This is a genomic window from Chryseobacterium sp. SIMBA_038, assembly GCF_046535115.1.
In the GTDB taxonomy this organism is placed as follows: domain Bacteria; phylum Bacteroidota; class Bacteroidia; order Flavobacteriales; family Weeksellaceae; genus Chryseobacterium.
Window position 1 is genome coordinate 22,296 of sequence record NZ_JAWRXH010000007.1, and the last position, 16,418, is coordinate 38,713.

General features: G+C 34.0%; 13 protein-coding genes. All 13 read right to left on the reverse strand.

Features of this window, described 5'->3' with window-relative positions:
• Nucleotides 1-245: 245 nt before the first annotated feature.
• The 13 genes from SB689_RS17640 to SB689_RS17700 all read right to left on the reverse strand — a co-directional run bounded on the left by SB689_RS17640 (nucleotide 246) and on the right by SB689_RS17700 (nucleotide 16,416).
• A complete protein-coding gene (locus SB689_RS17640) occupies nucleotides 246-1,412 on the reverse strand; it encodes an MFS transporter (protein WP_410693420.1) in 1,167 nt (388 codons plus the stop codon).
• Nucleotides 1,409-2,941, reverse strand: coding sequence for a GMC oxidoreductase (locus tag SB689_RS17645; RefSeq protein ID WP_410693421.1), 1,533 nt, complete (start codon nucleotides 2,939-2,941; stop codon nucleotides 1,409-1,411). The genes SB689_RS17640 and SB689_RS17645 overlap by 4 nt, the downstream gene beginning before the upstream one ends.
• A 286-nt stretch (nucleotides 2,942-3,227) precedes the next feature.
• Nucleotides 3,228-4,610 carry an MFS transporter gene (locus SB689_RS17650; protein WP_410693422.1) on the reverse strand — a complete coding sequence of 461 codons (1,383 nt, stop codon included), beginning with the start codon at nucleotides 4,608-4,610 and terminating at the stop codon, nucleotides 3,228-3,230.
• A gap of 12 nt (nucleotides 4,611-4,622) precedes the next feature.
• Nucleotides 4,623-5,141 (reverse strand): nuclear transport factor 2 family protein, encoded by a 519-nt coding sequence (locus tag SB689_RS17655; RefSeq protein WP_410693423.1) that lies wholly within the window; start codon nucleotides 5,139-5,141, stop codon nucleotides 4,623-4,625.
• 184 nt (nucleotides 5,142-5,325) lie between these two features.
• Nucleotides 5,326-7,182 (reverse strand): glycoside hydrolase family 13 protein, encoded by a 1,857-nt coding sequence (locus SB689_RS17660; RefSeq protein ID WP_410693424.1) that lies wholly within the window; start codon nucleotides 7,180-7,182, stop codon nucleotides 5,326-5,328.
• Between the two features lie 149 nt (nucleotides 7,183-7,331).
• Entirely contained in the window at nucleotides 7,332-8,411 is a 1,080-nt protein-coding gene (locus tag SB689_RS17665) for a succinylglutamate desuccinylase/aspartoacylase family protein (protein ID WP_410693425.1), read from the reverse strand.
• Between the two features lie 151 nt (nucleotides 8,412-8,562).
• The gene (locus SB689_RS17670) at nucleotides 8,563-9,717 is read right to left on the reverse strand and encodes a hypothetical protein (RefSeq protein WP_410693426.1); all 1,155 of its coding nucleotides are present in this window, start codon (nucleotides 9,715-9,717) and stop codon (nucleotides 8,563-8,565) included.
• 9 nt (nucleotides 9,718-9,726) lie between these two features.
• Nucleotides 9,727-10,599, reverse strand: a complete 873-nt coding sequence (locus SB689_RS17675) for a hypothetical protein (protein WP_410693427.1) — start codon at nucleotides 10,597-10,599, stop codon at nucleotides 9,727-9,729.
• A gap of 6 nt (nucleotides 10,600-10,605) precedes the next feature.
• Complete coding sequence (locus tag SB689_RS17680; protein ID WP_410693428.1) at nucleotides 10,606-11,436, reverse strand: hypothetical protein; 831 nt, start codon at nucleotides 11,434-11,436, stop codon at nucleotides 10,606-10,608.
• Entirely contained in the window at nucleotides 11,433-12,674 is a 1,242-nt protein-coding gene (locus tag SB689_RS17685; RefSeq protein WP_410693429.1) for a radical SAM protein, read from the reverse strand. The genes SB689_RS17680 and SB689_RS17685 overlap by 4 nt, the downstream gene beginning before the upstream one ends.
• Before the next feature lie 74 nt (nucleotides 12,675-12,748).
• Nucleotides 12,749-12,988 carry a hypothetical protein gene (locus tag SB689_RS17690; protein ID WP_410693430.1) on the reverse strand — a complete coding sequence of 80 codons (240 nt, stop codon included), beginning with the start codon at nucleotides 12,986-12,988 and terminating at the stop codon, nucleotides 12,749-12,751.
• An 88-nt stretch (nucleotides 12,989-13,076) separates the two neighbouring features.
• Nucleotides 13,077-15,236, reverse strand: a complete 2,160-nt coding sequence (locus SB689_RS17695; protein WP_410693431.1) for a glycoside hydrolase family 97 protein — start codon at nucleotides 15,234-15,236, stop codon at nucleotides 13,077-13,079.
• Between the two features lie 100 nt (nucleotides 15,237-15,336).
• Nucleotides 15,337-16,416, reverse strand: a complete 1,080-nt coding sequence (locus SB689_RS17700; protein ID WP_410693432.1) for a SusE domain-containing protein — start codon at nucleotides 16,414-16,416, stop codon at nucleotides 15,337-15,339.
• Between the last annotated feature and the right edge of the window lie 2 nt (nucleotides 16,417-16,418).

The following is a 16,418-nucleotide window of genomic DNA, read 5'->3' on the forward strand; positions in this document are numbered from 1 at the left end:
AGCCAATCTGATTATAGTAAATTAAAAAGCGGATTTGAATTGATCCGCTTTTGTTATTGTAATTTAACCACAAAAGTAACAAAAGCTCTTGGGACTTTCTATATTAGAAACAAAAATTCACAAAAAAAGTAAAAATCAAAGATTTTTAAAAACTTATGTGTTCTTCTATATGTAAAGAATTTAACTTAAATAAACTTATGTGTTAAAATCTTTTGCGGTTAAAATAAAGTTTAAACAAGTTTATTTTAGAAGGCTTCTTTTATTTTAGAATTTTTCTTTAAACAGAAAAGTAAAACACAAATGATACCCATACAAACGATTAAAAACTGGAAAATAATATTGGTTTGATTGGAAAAATTACCCAAAACATTAGTGATAATTCCAGTTCCGATTTGGTTTGCTGCCATTAAAAATCCGGATACCAAAACGGACAACGTCGGAAATTCCACCGTTCCCCAACCGATAGATCCCGGGAATATGCTTCCCATAAAAAATCCGATCAAGAACATCATTAATACAACAATATTTACGTTTGGAAATAGTATTAATGATAAAAGTAATCCAGCGACGATTAAAGGAGAGAACAGAAATAAGTAAGACAAATCATTATTTTTTGAGAAAATTCCGAAAAGCAGGCGGTTTAAAGCTATTCCGCCCCAGAATAATGATAATCCCAAGCTCGCTTTGTTGTTATCCAATCCTTGATTTTTGAGAATTATCGCACCAAAACTCCCGAAAGTCCCCTCAATAAAGCCGTACAAAACGATTGCGATAAAGAAAATCCACAATTTTGAAGGAATTTTAAAATGCTTTGGAAGTTCGAAAAATGTTCCTTTTTCCAGTTTTAAAAATAAAACAAAGACGAAAATTATTGAAACTAAAACAAAGATACCTGCCGGAACGTACATCCAGTTTTTCACATTTCCAATTAAATTCATCATCATTGGAGAAGTTGAAGTTCCCAATCCGACTAAAAACTGTAATATTAAAATTGCGGAAGATTTATTCTTTTCAAATAAGCTTGCTGCTAAAGGATTCAAAGTCGTAATCGAAACTCCAAAACCTGAGCCTGTGAACGCTACCAAAATCATTAATACAGGAAAAAGCAAAGATTTATCATTCATAAAAAACTGGAGCATCCACAAAATTCCTGTTGAAATAATCATTAATAATAATCCGGCTCCCAAAATGATTTTCGAGCCGAATTTATTCACCAAAAACGGCGCTACCAAACATGAGATGATAATACAAATCACCTGCGGAATAAATAAATTTCCAAACTGCGATGATGAAAGTCCAAAAAGTGAAGCATCCGTAAAAGCCGTTCCTAGAGCCGGAAACACGACAAAATTAACTCCCGTAAAAAAGGCCAATAAAAAGATGATAATGATTTGGGCTATCCTGGAATTCATAATGTTAAAACATTGGTTTTAAGATGATCTCCCACTCTCAATGCCATTGCAATGATTGTCAGCGCAGGATTTACCGCACCACTTGAAACGAAAAATCCGCCATCGACAATATATAAATTATCGAGATCATGTGCTTTACAGTTTGTATCTACGACCGAAGTTTTCGGATCTAATCCCATTTTTGTGGTTCCGTTTTGATGGGCGGGTGAAGCGATATCCATACCTTTGCTGAAATAAATTCCTTTAAACAAAAACGATTTGAATTTTCCTGAAGCTTTTAATGCTTTGATCAATTCTTCTTTCAGAAATTCGTGTCCCTGTTGATTATTAGAAGTATAACTTATTTTAATTTGTCCGTTTTCAACCGTTACTCTATTATCCGGATCGGGTAAATCTTCCGAGGTCAACCAAAAATCTACGGCGTGTTCTGCCATTAATTCAAAAGTAAAACCCGGCGCGGCAATCGGACTGTCGGCTTTGATCTGATGTTCATCTGATTTCCCCAACATTTGAATGTGTCCCAAAGGAAATTCATAGCCTTTATTGGCATGGTAAAAATCATTAATCCCGAATGTTTTTCCGAATTTTGTGTGATTGGGCTCGGTATATAATGCTACCAAGGCAGAATTTTGATGAAACATATAATTTCTGCCCACCTGATCTGAAGAATTGGCAAGTCCGTTAGGGAATTTTTCACTTTTACTTTCCAAAAGGAGTGCCGCAGAATTGATTGCTCCCGCAGAAAGAATAACCAAATCAGAAGTCAGAGTTTTTGTTTCTCCGTTTTGTTGGACTACAATTTCGGCGATCTTGGTTCCTTCTTCATTTGTATTTAATCGCAACACTTTTGTATTGACCATTAATTCAACATTCGGATGTTCCAACGCTTTTGCCAAAGAACAAAGATGAGCGTCACCTTTTCTTTCCGCAGCATCAGGAAAACCATCAAAACGGTCTAATGTGTACGGTGCATTTGCAGTTTCGTGAGGTTTAAAATTTACTCCAATCGGCAATTCAAACGGTTGCCATCCATAATCAACCAACTCATCCACAACTTCCTGAATTCGTGGTTCGTGCGGTAAAGGCGGGTTTGGATAAGGCTCAGAATCAAAAGGTTCCGTAGGATCTGATCCTCTTTTGCCATGAACATGAAAAAGTTTCTCTGATTCAAGATAATAATCCTTTAAATCCTGATATTGAATAGGCCAAGCGGGTGAAGTTCCGCCATAATGGTGTATTTCTTTAAAATCTTCTTCTCTTAAACGAAATAATGCGGCACCGTAAAATTTGGTGTTTCCACCAACATTGTAATGCATTCCGGGGCGAAACGGTTTATTGTGTTTATCGAGCCATAAATCCGTGGTTGTATATCTGTTTTTCTGGAAAACTTCTACAGAATCCCAATTTTCTTTTTCTATAGGAACATAATCTCCTCTTTCAACAATGAGAATTTTTTTTCCGCTGTCTGCCAATCGATATGCCATTGTTGCGCCTCCTGCTCCACTTCCTATTATAATGATGTCGTACATTCTTTAAATTTAATCTATCTAAATTAGAGATTAAAAGCTATGATTAGCTTAATAAAAAATTAAAATTCAATAGATTATATGAATAGAAATTAGATTTTAGATGTTAGAAATTAGATTTATCTTCTGAGTTTACAATTCACATTGTTATTGTAGGTTTTGGCTAAAGCCTTCTTTTGGATTAAATAAGAAAGCGGGCTAAAGCCCGCTCCTATTGATGTTATTAAATTAATTTTCAAAAATTTGAAGTTTATTATCAAGATTCACTATTGACAATTCACTATTCACCTTAAAAATGTACCTGCTGAATTTCCTCTTCAATTTCCTGTGGTGTTTCGTCTTCTGATTTAATGAAAATCATTGTAACTACTGCTCCGATCAACATACAGACTCCTCCAACCACGACATAATCCATTGCCTGATTTCCGAAAATATTGCTTACAATCGGGCCTCCGAAAAGTCCGTTAATGATCTGTGGAATTACAATAAAAAAGTTGAAAATCCCCATGTAAACTCCCATTTTTCTTTGTGGAATCACTTCAATCAACATAGCATAAGGCATTGCTAAAATGCTCGCCCAAGCAAATCCTAATCCGATCATTGACATCCAAAGATGATTGACGTCTTTAATGAAATACATTGAAATCAATCCTAATCCGCCACAAGCTAAAGCAAGAGCGTGGGTTTGTTTTTTTCCGATCCATTTTGCAATTGGAGTCAATAAAAAAGCGAATGGAATTGCCCAAAGATTATACATTCCGAATAATTCACCCGTTAAATCTCCTGCGTTATTGAAGGCTTTGGAGTGAGTATCTTCAGGAGAAAGTCCAAAATGATGGGTTGCCAAAGCACTTGTCGTAAAAACCCACATCGTAAACAAAGCAAACCATGAGAAAAACTGAACGATGCCCAATTTTTTCATTTGAGTAGGAATGTTCGCAAAATCCTTGAAAATATCGCTGAATTTAGATTTTTCTTCTATCACTTCTTTTCCATCTTCAAACTCTGCAAATTCTTTTGGTGAATATTCTTTAGTTGTAATAATTGTGTAAAGTATTGTTATGATCAGCAATCCGGCTCCCACATAGAAAGAATAGATCACATTATCTCCTACAAAGCCCTCTGGAGCTTCATTTGAAACTCCCAATTTTGTCAGTAAACTTGGAACATACGAGCCTACAACTGCCCCAATTCCAATTAAAATAGTCTGAATTGAAAATCCTAACGTTCCCTGATGTTTTGGAAGCATATCGCCTACCAAAGCTCTGAAAGGTTCCATCGCAATATTCACGGAAGCATCCATCATTGCAAGGAAAATAACGGCCAATAAAAGTGCATTTGCTGCAAACATATGGGTAACAGTTGCGGCATTGGGAAGCAAAACTAGCCCAATCGCACATAAAATTGCACCGATTAAAAAATAGGGTTTTCTTCTTCCTAACGGGCTCCATGTATTGTCTCCCATGTGACCGATGATTGGTTGAACGATCAGTCCTGTAAATGGCGCAACCAGCCAGAACCAAGATAATTCGTGAACATCAGCTCCTAAATTGGCTAAAATTCTGCTCGCATTTCCGTTCTGTAAACCAAAAGCCATCTGAATTCCCAAAAACCCCATGCTCATATTAATGATTTGAGGCATGGAAAGATTCGGTTTAATTTTTTTTGACATTGTGTTTTATGTTTATTTTTTTGTTTTTAAATCCTGAATAAGAACATCTTCAATTGCAGTTTTTTCAGAAACCACTTTATCAGACACATCGTTTGGAATTGTCATTGAAAGTACATATTGTTTTACTTTCCAAGCTCCATTTATTTTTTCTACAACTCCGGAACCACGGCAGATCTTCATTTGAGTATCCAATACCTCATCAAACCAAGCCAATTTTCCATCTTTGCTGAAATAGATGTTTCTTTTTAATGAAGTAAAATTCCAGGTTTTCTTTTTATCGAAATAAGGTTTTGCCCAAATCATAAAGGCTTTTTTATCCCAAACTTCGGTTGCATCTGTTCCGATAAAAGTAGATTCATCTGCGAAATAATTGAAATAAGTTGTATAATCGGATTTTGCTGCTGCAACATTGAAACCGTCGAGCATGGTTCCGATTTCTGCTTTTTCTTTATCAAATTGGGATTGTGCTGAAATGGTTGTAAAGCTCAATACAAATAAGATGAAGGTGAATAATATTGTTGTTTTTTTCATATTTAAATTATTTTTTCTAATAAACCTAACAGATTTTAAAAACCTGTTAGGTTTGGAAGTTGTATCTAATTTTTTTAACGCACAGAGCGCAAAGTTTTCTTTTTATCTTTTTTCTGCATATTTTTCGTTCGCAAAGGCGTTTCACTCAGCGAAGTTTGAAAGAGAATATAAAATATGTTTAAGTTTATTTTAATTCAATAATCATCGACGTTTTTGCAGGTATTTTTAAGCTATTTTGTAATGAAACTTCCTTATCAGAAATCACATCTTTTCCTTTTGAAAAACCTTTTAAAGATTCTGCAAAATGTTTTAAATCTAATGTTTCTTCTTTTTCATTATTATTTAAAACCACCATCACGCTTTCTTTTTCATTATATCTAAAATACACAAAAACATTATTCTGAGGAACGAAATTTTTAGTTTTTCCGGAATGAATCACTTCTTTTCCTTTTCTCCAGTTCAATAATTTCTGAGTAAAGTCATAAAATTCCTTTTGTTCAGGCGTTTGAGCAGAAGTTTGAAAAGCATTTTGTTTATCCGATTTCCAACCACCCGGAAAATCTCTTCGGATATCTGCATCGCCACCTTTATTTTTGTCGCCACGCATTCCAACTTCGGAACCGTAGTAAATTTGTGGAATTCCACGAACGGTTGAAATTAAAGTTAATCCCAATTTGTACGCTTTCGGGTCATTATTAAAAATTTCATTCCATCTTTCGGTATCGTGATTTTCAAAGAAAACCATCACATTATTGATGTCAGGATAAAGGAAATCGCTTGCTAAACTGTTATAAATTCTGTTCATTCCCGTGTCCCAGCCTTCTTTTTCCTTCAAAGCTTTCGGCATGTCGCCGTACAGCATAAAATCCATCACAGACGGAAGGTTTGAGTTATAATTCGCCGCTTCTCCTGTTTTTGAACCCTTTTGCCAAGCTGAAATATAGGCAGCGGTATTCAGCCAAGTTTCTCCGACAATATTGAATTTAGGATATTCGTCGGTGATTGCTTTTGCCCATTTTGCCATCGCTTCTTTATCGTTGTAAGGATAAGTATCTACACGAAAACCGCCTAATTCGGCATATTCTATCCACCAAATTGCGTTTTGGGTTAAATATTTTAAGACTAAAGGATTTTTTTGATTAATATCGGGCATCGTTGTATCAAACCAACCGTCTAACGCTACTTTTTTGTCAACTTCAGAAGCATTTGTATCGAATTGTGTTGTTGTTTTGTAATTGGAACGTTTGAAACCCTTTTCCTCATCACTAAATAAATGAATCCAGTCTTTTGTAGGTAAATCTTTGATCATCCAATGTGAAATTCCCCAGTGATTGGTGACGTAATCCATCACCAACATCATGTTTCTTTTATTTAATTTTTGAGAAAGTTCTTTGTATTCTTCGTTAGTTCCGTAACGTCCATCGATTTTATATAAATCGGTTTGGGCATAACCGTGATATGAATACACTTTTTCATTGTCCTCATTTACCGGAGTTAACCAAACTGAGGTTGCTCCTAAATTTTGGATATAATCAAGATTGTTGATGATTCCGCGTAAATCTCCGCCATGACGGCCGTTTGGAAGACTTCTGTTTGCTTTTTCCGTCAAATTCGGGCTTGAATCATTTTTTTCATCACCATTTGCAAAACGGTCAGGCATGATTAAATACATTACATCTTTTGACGTAAAAGATTCTCTGTTGGCAGAGTTTGGCATCCTTTCTTTTAATTCATAAGTATAAGAACCAATATTTTTTTTGCCGTTTTTAATATTAATCTTAAATTTTGGAACATTGATTTCGTTGGTATTTACCGTTACAAAAACATAGTTAGAGTTTTCAACTTTTTGAATGTTTTTAGCCTGAACACCATCTGAAAGTTCGATTTCATTGTTAGCAATATCTTTTCCGTAGACCAAGATCTGGAGTTCGGGATTTTTCATTCCTTTCCACCAGAAAGCGGGTTCGACCTTGTCTAAAGGTTTTTGAGAAAAAGCTATTACGGCGGTTGAGAGCGCAATAATTGTGTATAATTTTTTCATTTTTTGTTTTTTTATTTTAATTAAAATAGGTGCTTTTATTTTTTAGCGCAAAGAGCGCAAATTTTTTTTGACTACTAACTGCTTTTAAGTTCGCAAGGGCGTTTCACTCAGCCAATGATAGCAATATTTAAAATTTATTCTAAATTTATCTACTTTTCTGAATATCCGATGCAAAATAAGGTTTCATCTTTATTCACTGGTGGAGTTCCTACTTTGTATAAAATAATTCCATTAGCTTTAGAAATAATATCCTGTTTCTTTTTACCAAATTCATCTGTAATATAGCCTAAAACTTGATTTTTTGTTACTCTATCTCCACTTTTCAGCTCACTGTAAAAAATTCCGGTTTCGGGAACTTTTATATAATCCTGCCGATCAAAAAGTGTTGGTTTTCTTTCGGTTTTAATCTTCGGTTTACTTTTTACATAATTTCCGGAAGATTCAAGCATATTGTAAACGACAGTCTTGATCATGTCTACATTTTCTTTCTGAACGGTTCCTAATTTTCCGGCTTCAATACTTAAAGCCGTAATTCCCTGCTGGGTTGCCTGTTTAAAAGCATATTTTGCAGGTTCTGTCGACGTAAGATTGTATGGATAAGAAACGATATGATCGATTTGAGACCGGATAGACAGATCGTGAGCTAATTTTGTATTTTCAGGGCTATCTTTTCTGTCGTAATAACATACAAAAGGCAGCAAATCTTCATTCGCATCTCCTCCGTGAATGTCTAAAAATATGGTAGAATTTGAAATAATTTCTTTCGTAATAATATTCGCGATCTGATCGGTTGGAGTTCCATTTGGCGAGCCTGGAAAAGCATTATTTAAATTTTTATTGTCTAACGGATTAATAAAAGGTGTTCTTTTCTGAAAAGCCTCAACATTGGCAATTGGAATAATGATTAAAGTTCCTTTTACCTGTTCAGGTTTGATTTCATTTAGTAATTCCTGAACGGCAATAATCGGTGGATATTCATAACCGTGAATCCCAGCAACTATACTGAAAATAGGACCTTTTTCTTTTCCTTTAATGATGGTTACAGGTAAATAGGTTTCTTTTGAATCACTTATAACGGTAAACACAGTATCTTTTCTGAAAATACCATTTTGTTTTATTATTTCGTTAATTTTCTGAGCCTTAGATAATGACAAAACACCCATTAAAAATACACAAATTCCTTTTGAAAATACATCCATAAAATTAAATTCTTCGTTCTTCATCATCATACAGCCTTATTTTAGAATTAAATATCTCCTAAAATGTTTTAGAATATATTATTTCTTCATCATTTTTATGATTTTGACCACTAAATATAGGATATTAAAATAAAAAAACTACTTATAAAAAGTAGTTTTAACAAAATTATTCACAATATGATTAATTGAGTTCTGTGTATTTATTATCGATCAACTTATTGGGTTTTAGATAAATCATATTATTTTGAAAATCAAGAAATACGTTAAACCTTTTCAGTACTTCGTTTCCTACAATATGCATTCTCGATCCGCTTATCATCCGGCTTTGAGACATCATCTGTGCAGGCACATTTTTAAGCTGAAAGTTTCCTAATGTGAAAGTCTGAAGATCCGAAGTAATAACCGGAATTTCATTGCCTTGAGCATCTTTCATCACTACTTTTTTAAGAATTTTCATTTTATCAACCGGGAAATTTTGTTCCTTTAGTAACGGGCCGTCGAGCATCAAAGTTCTCTGATAGCCTGTATCAAAAAGATACCAGTTTTTATTCTGAATTCCATCCTGTGAGATGGTACTTTCCGCTAAAAATACATTGTTGAAATATTTTATTTTAAGCTTAGAATAATCATCACCTTTCACATACTTCGGAATCTCGGAATGTACAACCATAATTCCTTTGTCGTAGTTTAGTTCAACAACCATTCCGTCGAACAGATCCCATCCAAATCTACCGTCTGTGCCGTGTCCTGTAAGTTCTGCCGGATATATTTTAAAGTCTTGGTATTGTTTATTTCCAATTTGTAGAATATTTACTCCGGATTTTAGAGATTGCTTAATTTTATTTTTTAAAGTTTCTCTTGTAAGAACAAGGTCGCTAGTTCCCGTATCAAAATTAAGGGTAAGAGAGTCTGTTTTGTTTAAAGCAGCTTTTATAAACATGGTATTCTGTTCATTGATCTGCATTTTAATTGTATCCTTAAAAACAGGTCCGTTTTTACTGAAATTTTTAGCCGGAAGACTTTCGATTCTTGTAATACAGGAGTCTTTTCCGTTCAAAAGAATGACAAAATCTTTCTTTTCTCCTCTTTTAAGCTTGATTTTTATGGAATCTATATCCGTTTTTATCTTAACTATTTTATTTGTTGAACTGATCTTGGAAACTGTGTAAGTATCTAATTTAATACTAGGATCAATATTCCATTCCGTTATCAATCCGTTATCTTCTTCCGATATTATGGCACTCGTTCCATTGGCTTTGATAACCGGAAGTTTTTTCTGTGCAGAAACAAAGCCGACAGATAAAACTGATACTATAATCGTAAAAATATTTTTCATAAAAATCATTTAAATAACGAATTTCCCTAAATAAGTAATAACAATATCCAATGATGTATTTCCGAGCGTAGATCCGTCATGAAAACAGTTATCGGTGGGTGCAATATAATAATGATAAGGCTTTTGCTCCACTCGTAACATCGGATAATCAGGAAATAATTTCAGGAAAAAAGAGGTTATATTTTTATTATTAACGTTATTTTCCTTCACATCTATTTTTTCCTTGATCATGTTGTAAGCCTGAATCATTGAAAGATTCATAAACAATAAATAGCGGGATTGCTGTCCCAAATTTATGGTCAGTCTGTTTCCGCATTTATGTGCGCTGTGTAGCGTCATTTTTTCAGAACTGTCCTTATGAATTCCTATATACTGAAGGTCTTCAACAGTATAATTGGCGGGCAATTTTCTCTTATCTAATGAAACAATTTCACTGTTAGGATAATTCGTTGCCAGACTCATGAATCTGAAAGGAACTAGTGAAATATTTTCAAGAAAATCATTCAATTCTGAGTTTAATTTTCCTACAGAATCACTGTTATTTCTAAATTTCTCCAAAAGATCAACTTCTGAATGAGCCGAATGCAGATCTAATTCATCAAAAATGTTTTGAATTTTCAACGGAATTTCTCCTGTAAAAACAGAATTATAATCTTTTTTATTTTGATTTTCACCATTAATTAATTTGATCTCCTCTTTATTAGGCGATCTCCAGTCTCTTTTCGGCAAATGAGCTTCGGGCTCGTATTTCTGTATAAATTTTAAATCTTTAAAAATAATTTCATTGGGAGACTGATGAGAATGGTGAATTGTTCCTGAATTAATTTTCAGTATATCATCCAAATTCTGCGAATATATTTTAATACCTGATTTTAATTGCATATCCTTTTAATATTTATTAAACATTCCAACATACACCATCGTAATATCAAAATTTTTATTTCCCAATGTGCTTCCATCATGAATAAAATTATCTGTTGGAGCAATATAATATTGGTAAGGTTTAATTTCCAGCCTCATGACGGGGTAATTGGGATAGAGCGCAAAAAATTTTTCGACGATATTTTCTGATGTAATATTTTCAGGATCTAACTTTTGAACATCTCTGTAAATTTGTTTCAATGTAAGATTTACAAAATATAAATACCTCGGCTCCATGCTGATATTGATGGATATTCTGTTATCCGATTTGTAGGCTGTATTGGGTGTGAAATACGTGCTTTTATCAATATGCAACCCTGTATATCGGATATGTTCTTTATTCAGAAAATGAAAAGTTGTAGTATGCATATCCGGCATACACCTTGTAATCCTATGAAATTTATAATTTTGATCTTCTGATTTTTGATTTAAAAATTCATTGATCTCGTTATTGATTTTCAGGGTTAATTTTTCATTGTCTTTGAATTTCGGCTGAACATCAAATAGAGACTGACATTCTTCAAACTTAAGCTCTTTAAACAAATCCTCAAGATTTTCGGGTATTTCACCAATCCCCAAAGTATTAAATATTTTACTTTCGGTTTTTGCTGTTGAAACTTTTTTAAATTCTGAATCCGTAAGTTCACGCCAATTTGCATCCGGTAAATAAGCATTACTGTAGTATTCTACCTCCGTTTTTACCTCATCTATAGGAATAACACCTGTATTTATTTTTATCTGATTTTTCAAATCTTTGAGATGATGATCAAAGATTTTGATACCTTCCTTTAAATTCATACCAGACTATACGCTTTTAGTTTATTTTTTACACTTCCGTTAATGGCAACCTCACCGCTCATTTCCAATTCCTGTACAATTTCAGTATAGGAAACTTTTTCAAGACCCATTTCGGCACATGATTCCACCGGAAGACTGTCTATAAGGTCATTTTGAAGAAAAGTAACAAGTTTGATAATATCATGACAATAAATTGTTGGATTATCAAAGCCATTATCGTTGGAATACCTATTTCCTAAGAAACCACCTCCACAAACATCATAAACAGGGCAATTCAGACATTTCTCACAAACCATGTCATGAGAATTTATGTAAATCTGGAAAAGTGTGTCATTAAAAATATCATCAATATCATTGGTATGAATATTAATATTATTCCTTGTAATGCCCTCATAACAAGCTCTGATAGAATCCGCAACTTCCAGATTCCCATTGGTTTCCAAAACAGCTACCCCGTTCAATCTTCTTCCGAGCATCTGATCACCTTCATCTTCTCCGGCAATCAACTGAATAAGTGTTTTGAAAAATCTGATGTTTGGCCTGTTGCTGTCCTGCTTCCAAATATTGAATAATTCTATGAGCCAATCTGCGTACAGTGTGTATTGGTAAGTATTAATTTTATCTTTTTCGAGACCGTCCGGAAGTTTATCAAAATGGCCATCCGGAAGGAGAATATTAAAGCTATTTACATTTAAGCCTTTGATTTCATCATAAAGTTCGTGAGGAGAGATTTTTAAATTAACAACCGACAATACACCATGTAATCCGTTATCAATTCCCAACTGAATAGCTTCCCGCACTTCATGATAAGAGCCTTTCCCGTTATGAAAAACACGATACTCGTCATGATATTTCTGAGGACCATCCATACTGATGCCCACTCTTATATTAAGATCATTAAAAAGTTGATACCATTCGTTATTCAATCCAACACCATTGGTCTGAATAACAAAATCAAAATGCACATCTTTCACAATATCTGTAAAAATCTGTATGCTTTGTTTATAAAAATCTTTGGATAAAAGTAAAGGTTCACCTCCGTGAAATACGATCTGTAAATAGTTTAAATTATTTTCTTTACAATATGTACGTAATTTTTCAGCAAAAACAGTTATTGTATTGACTGACATAAATTTAGGCTGTTTGAGATAAGTTTTATCTCCTAAATTATACATATAACAATACGAACAGTTAAGGTTGCACCTGCTCGCAACTTTTAGAACAAAAGAAGTAACCATATCTATATCAATAAATTAAAAAGTTCTCCGTTATTAGCTAACGAAGAACTATAAATTTTAAAAAATCAGTAAATCTAAGCTCTTAAGAATTGATCAACCTTATTGTAAGCTGCAGAAGCACCTGAAATTGCAACAACGTCACAATTGTTCGGTTGTGGACTGATAATTACCGGTCCGCCTCCAATACCAGTATTGGTGATACCTCCGAAGATCGCTTTGTAAAGATCTACATTTTCTTTCTCAGATGACTGAATAGATTTTTTTAGAATACTCTTTTGTTCAAGATTACTCGTGATAGTGAATTTCTTTTTCATAAAATTATTATTTGGTTATTAATTTACTTAATTCACCAAATATAGATAATTAATTTTATACTAAAAAATAAAATCACTTATTAATTTACTAATTTATTGGTTTAATTGATATCGCAAATCCACCACTTCGCACCATTTTGAAATCAATCTTTGATTTGTTTGTAATCTGTTTTTTGTAGATATTATAGCTTTGAGGATTATCAATATAGTCAGCATCTTTTCCATCTTCATAGATCGTTGCTTCATATTTTTTTCCTTTATCTAAGAAAGAAAAATCTACAGTATAATTGCGTTTATTTTCATCTGTAATACCACCAACAAACCAATTTTCTGTTCCTTTTGCTTTTCTGGCTGTGATCACATAATCTCCCGGTTCTGCGGATAAGATTTTTGTATCATCCCAATCAGCCGCTACATCTTTGATAAATTGGAAAGCATCCATATGCTTTTTGTAGTTTTCAGGTAAATCGGCCGCCATTTGAAGAGGCATATACATTGTAACATATAAAGCCAGCTGTTTTGCCAATGTAGTTTTCACAAAACGCTTATCTTCAGGGAAATAATAATCTAATTTTGTCTGGAAAATTCCTGGTGTGTAATCCATAGAACCACCCATCCATCTTGTAAATGGTAAAATTGTCTGGTGATCGGGATTGTTTCCTCCAAATGCTTCGTATTCCGTTCCACGAGCAGCTTCTGCGGAAATATAGTTCGGATACGTACGGCTTTCTCCCGTTGGGCGAACAGATTCATGAGAGTTAACCATGATTTTATATTCATTCGCTTTTTCAGCAATTCTGTAGAAATGGTTGATTGTCCATTGCGAATAATGATGTTCCCCTCTCGGAATGATATCTCCTACATAACCCGTTTTCACAGCATCATAACCATATTTGTTCATTAATTGGAAAGCTTTGTCTGCCCATCTTTCGTAGTTCGTTGCAGAACCAGAAGTTTCGTGGTGCATGATTAGCTTAATTCCTTTTGAATGAGCATATTGATTCAACATTTTAATATCAAAATCAGGATAAGGTGTGATGAAATCGAAAACAAATTCTTTTGAGTGACCGAACCAATCTTCCCAACCGATATTCCAGCCTTCAATTAATAAACCTTGGAAGCCATTTTCAGCCGCGAAATCGATATATTCTTTAACTTTCGTATTGTTGGCAGCGTGTTTTCCGGTTGGTGTTAATTTTGAAAAATCGGTTTGTCCGATACGAACATTTGATTCTGGTTGCGCGTATGCCCACTGAGATTTCCCGATGATCATTTCCCACCAAACGCCCATATATTTTGTTGGGTGAATGTAAGAGGTGTCGGTATATTTTGTAGGCTCATTAAGATTAAAAATCATTTTCGAAGCCATCACTTCTTCTGCTTTTGGTGAAACAATAATCGTTCTCCAAGGCGTAACAGAAGGTGTCTGAATATATCCTTTCGCCCCTTGTCTGTCTGCTGTCAAATGAGTTTTAAATTTGAAATTCTGAGCATCAACTTCTAAATGTGAAGCCGGATAATCCAAAACTGCAGCTTCCGCAACATTGATATATAAAGGATCTTTACCTTCTTTTTTCAGCATTAATGGAGACTGAACGGCATTTTTAACTAAAGACTGAGAAGCATTGGCATCAAAAGCCTTGTCCCATCTTGCAGGGATTTCAGAAATCTTTGTTTCCTGATATTGATATTCTTGAGAATCGTAATCTGCAACCATCCACCAAGCTTTCATATCTGTAGGGAAATCGATTTCAGAATCTTCCTCACGAATTGTGAAATAGTTTAAGTTTTTCTGCTGTGGAAACTCATATCTGAATCCCAACCCGTCATTAAACAACCTGAATTTTACAACAATACTTCTATCAGCCGACGCTTGATTAAGCGTAACTGCCAATTCATTATAATTATTGATATAGTTTTTCTTTTCACCAAGAACAGGCTGCCAAGTTTCATTTTTAGAATCTCTTTTTTCATCTGTTTTTGTAAAACCATTGTTAAGATCAAATTTTGCATCTTCAGGTTTTGCAATCTCCGAGGCAAATTTTATCGAAGTATCTTTAAATAACCTCAACCCTAATTTGGAATCTTCAACAACTGTTGCTCCATTGTATTTTAGGTTATAATAAGGTACTCCTCCTTTTAACTGGAAACTCATTTCAAACTTTCCGTCCGGCGATTTTAAAGATTGTGCATTGGCAACTCCAAACATCATTGAGAGCAAGAATGCTCCGATTGTCATTTTCTTCATAATAACTAATTATAAGTTTTAAAAATAAAGAAAGTGCTGCTAAAAAGCAACACTTTACTTTATAAATTCAATGTATATTAATCGTTTATTGTTTTATTTTCTAATTCACTGGTATAAAAGAAAAATCTCCAGTCATATCATTAAAGAAAACATTATAAGTGAAAGTAGTAGCCACAGGAACATTTCCTCCTCCTATAGCTGCTGTTCCAAAAAATTCCTGAGCTACTCCCCAACTTGTCGCCCAATCATGGTTTGCTCTAAATTTAAACTCTCCTGAACTTAACATTACATTTCTTTTTGTCCATACATGCGGATCAAAAGTAGATTGCTCTAAATCTAAATCAGTAGACCAACCTCCTACTGATGGACCAATTAATGAAATTTTGGTATAAGTAGTTGTTGGTGGAGATACAGACACTACACTATAAGTAAGTGCAGAAGTATTAACTGTAACTTTATAATATCCTGAACCAACAATTGTGATATTTCCTGATCCACCACTTGTACTCAACACTCCAGCAGAAGCTCCCATTCCATATTGAGGATCCCAAGCTCCCGGAGTTTTGATAATTTTAAATCCTCCCTGAGCAAAATAACCTGTATAGGTATAAACATTTGCGGTAGTCGTTTTTAAAAGCGGATAGATTTTTGTGTTTGAAACCACATTATCCCAAACTCCTGCAGTAGCGTCTCCAATAAGATACAGATCTGTAAATGTATAGACAGGACCGTTGATAAATGGTGTTACTTTTAGAGGAAGGATATTTGAGTAATGGATTTTTCCAACTGCCGTAGATTTTATTCTAGCTTCGATGTCTGTTGCAACAACAGAACTTACGCCCAGAGATAACACAATATTATTAAGGTCATTCCCAAGCATACTGTAAGACTTTGTACCAGCTGGAAGCTCTACAACTTTTGGACTTGCGAAATTTGTTCCTTTAAGTGCAAATTCCAATTGATTAGCAATTTGGATTGGCACCCCAAAATCTGAGTTTACCCAATTAAAAGCAACCGCTTCATTTGCAGATTGACCACCTAATAATATAACTGATGTTTTATTTGATGTAACTGTAGGATTTGTTCCATCATTTACCACAGCAAGATCTTCATCTTTTTCACAAGAAGCTACAAAAAATGCAATTACAAAAAGTGTGAATATTTTAAATAAATGTTTCATTT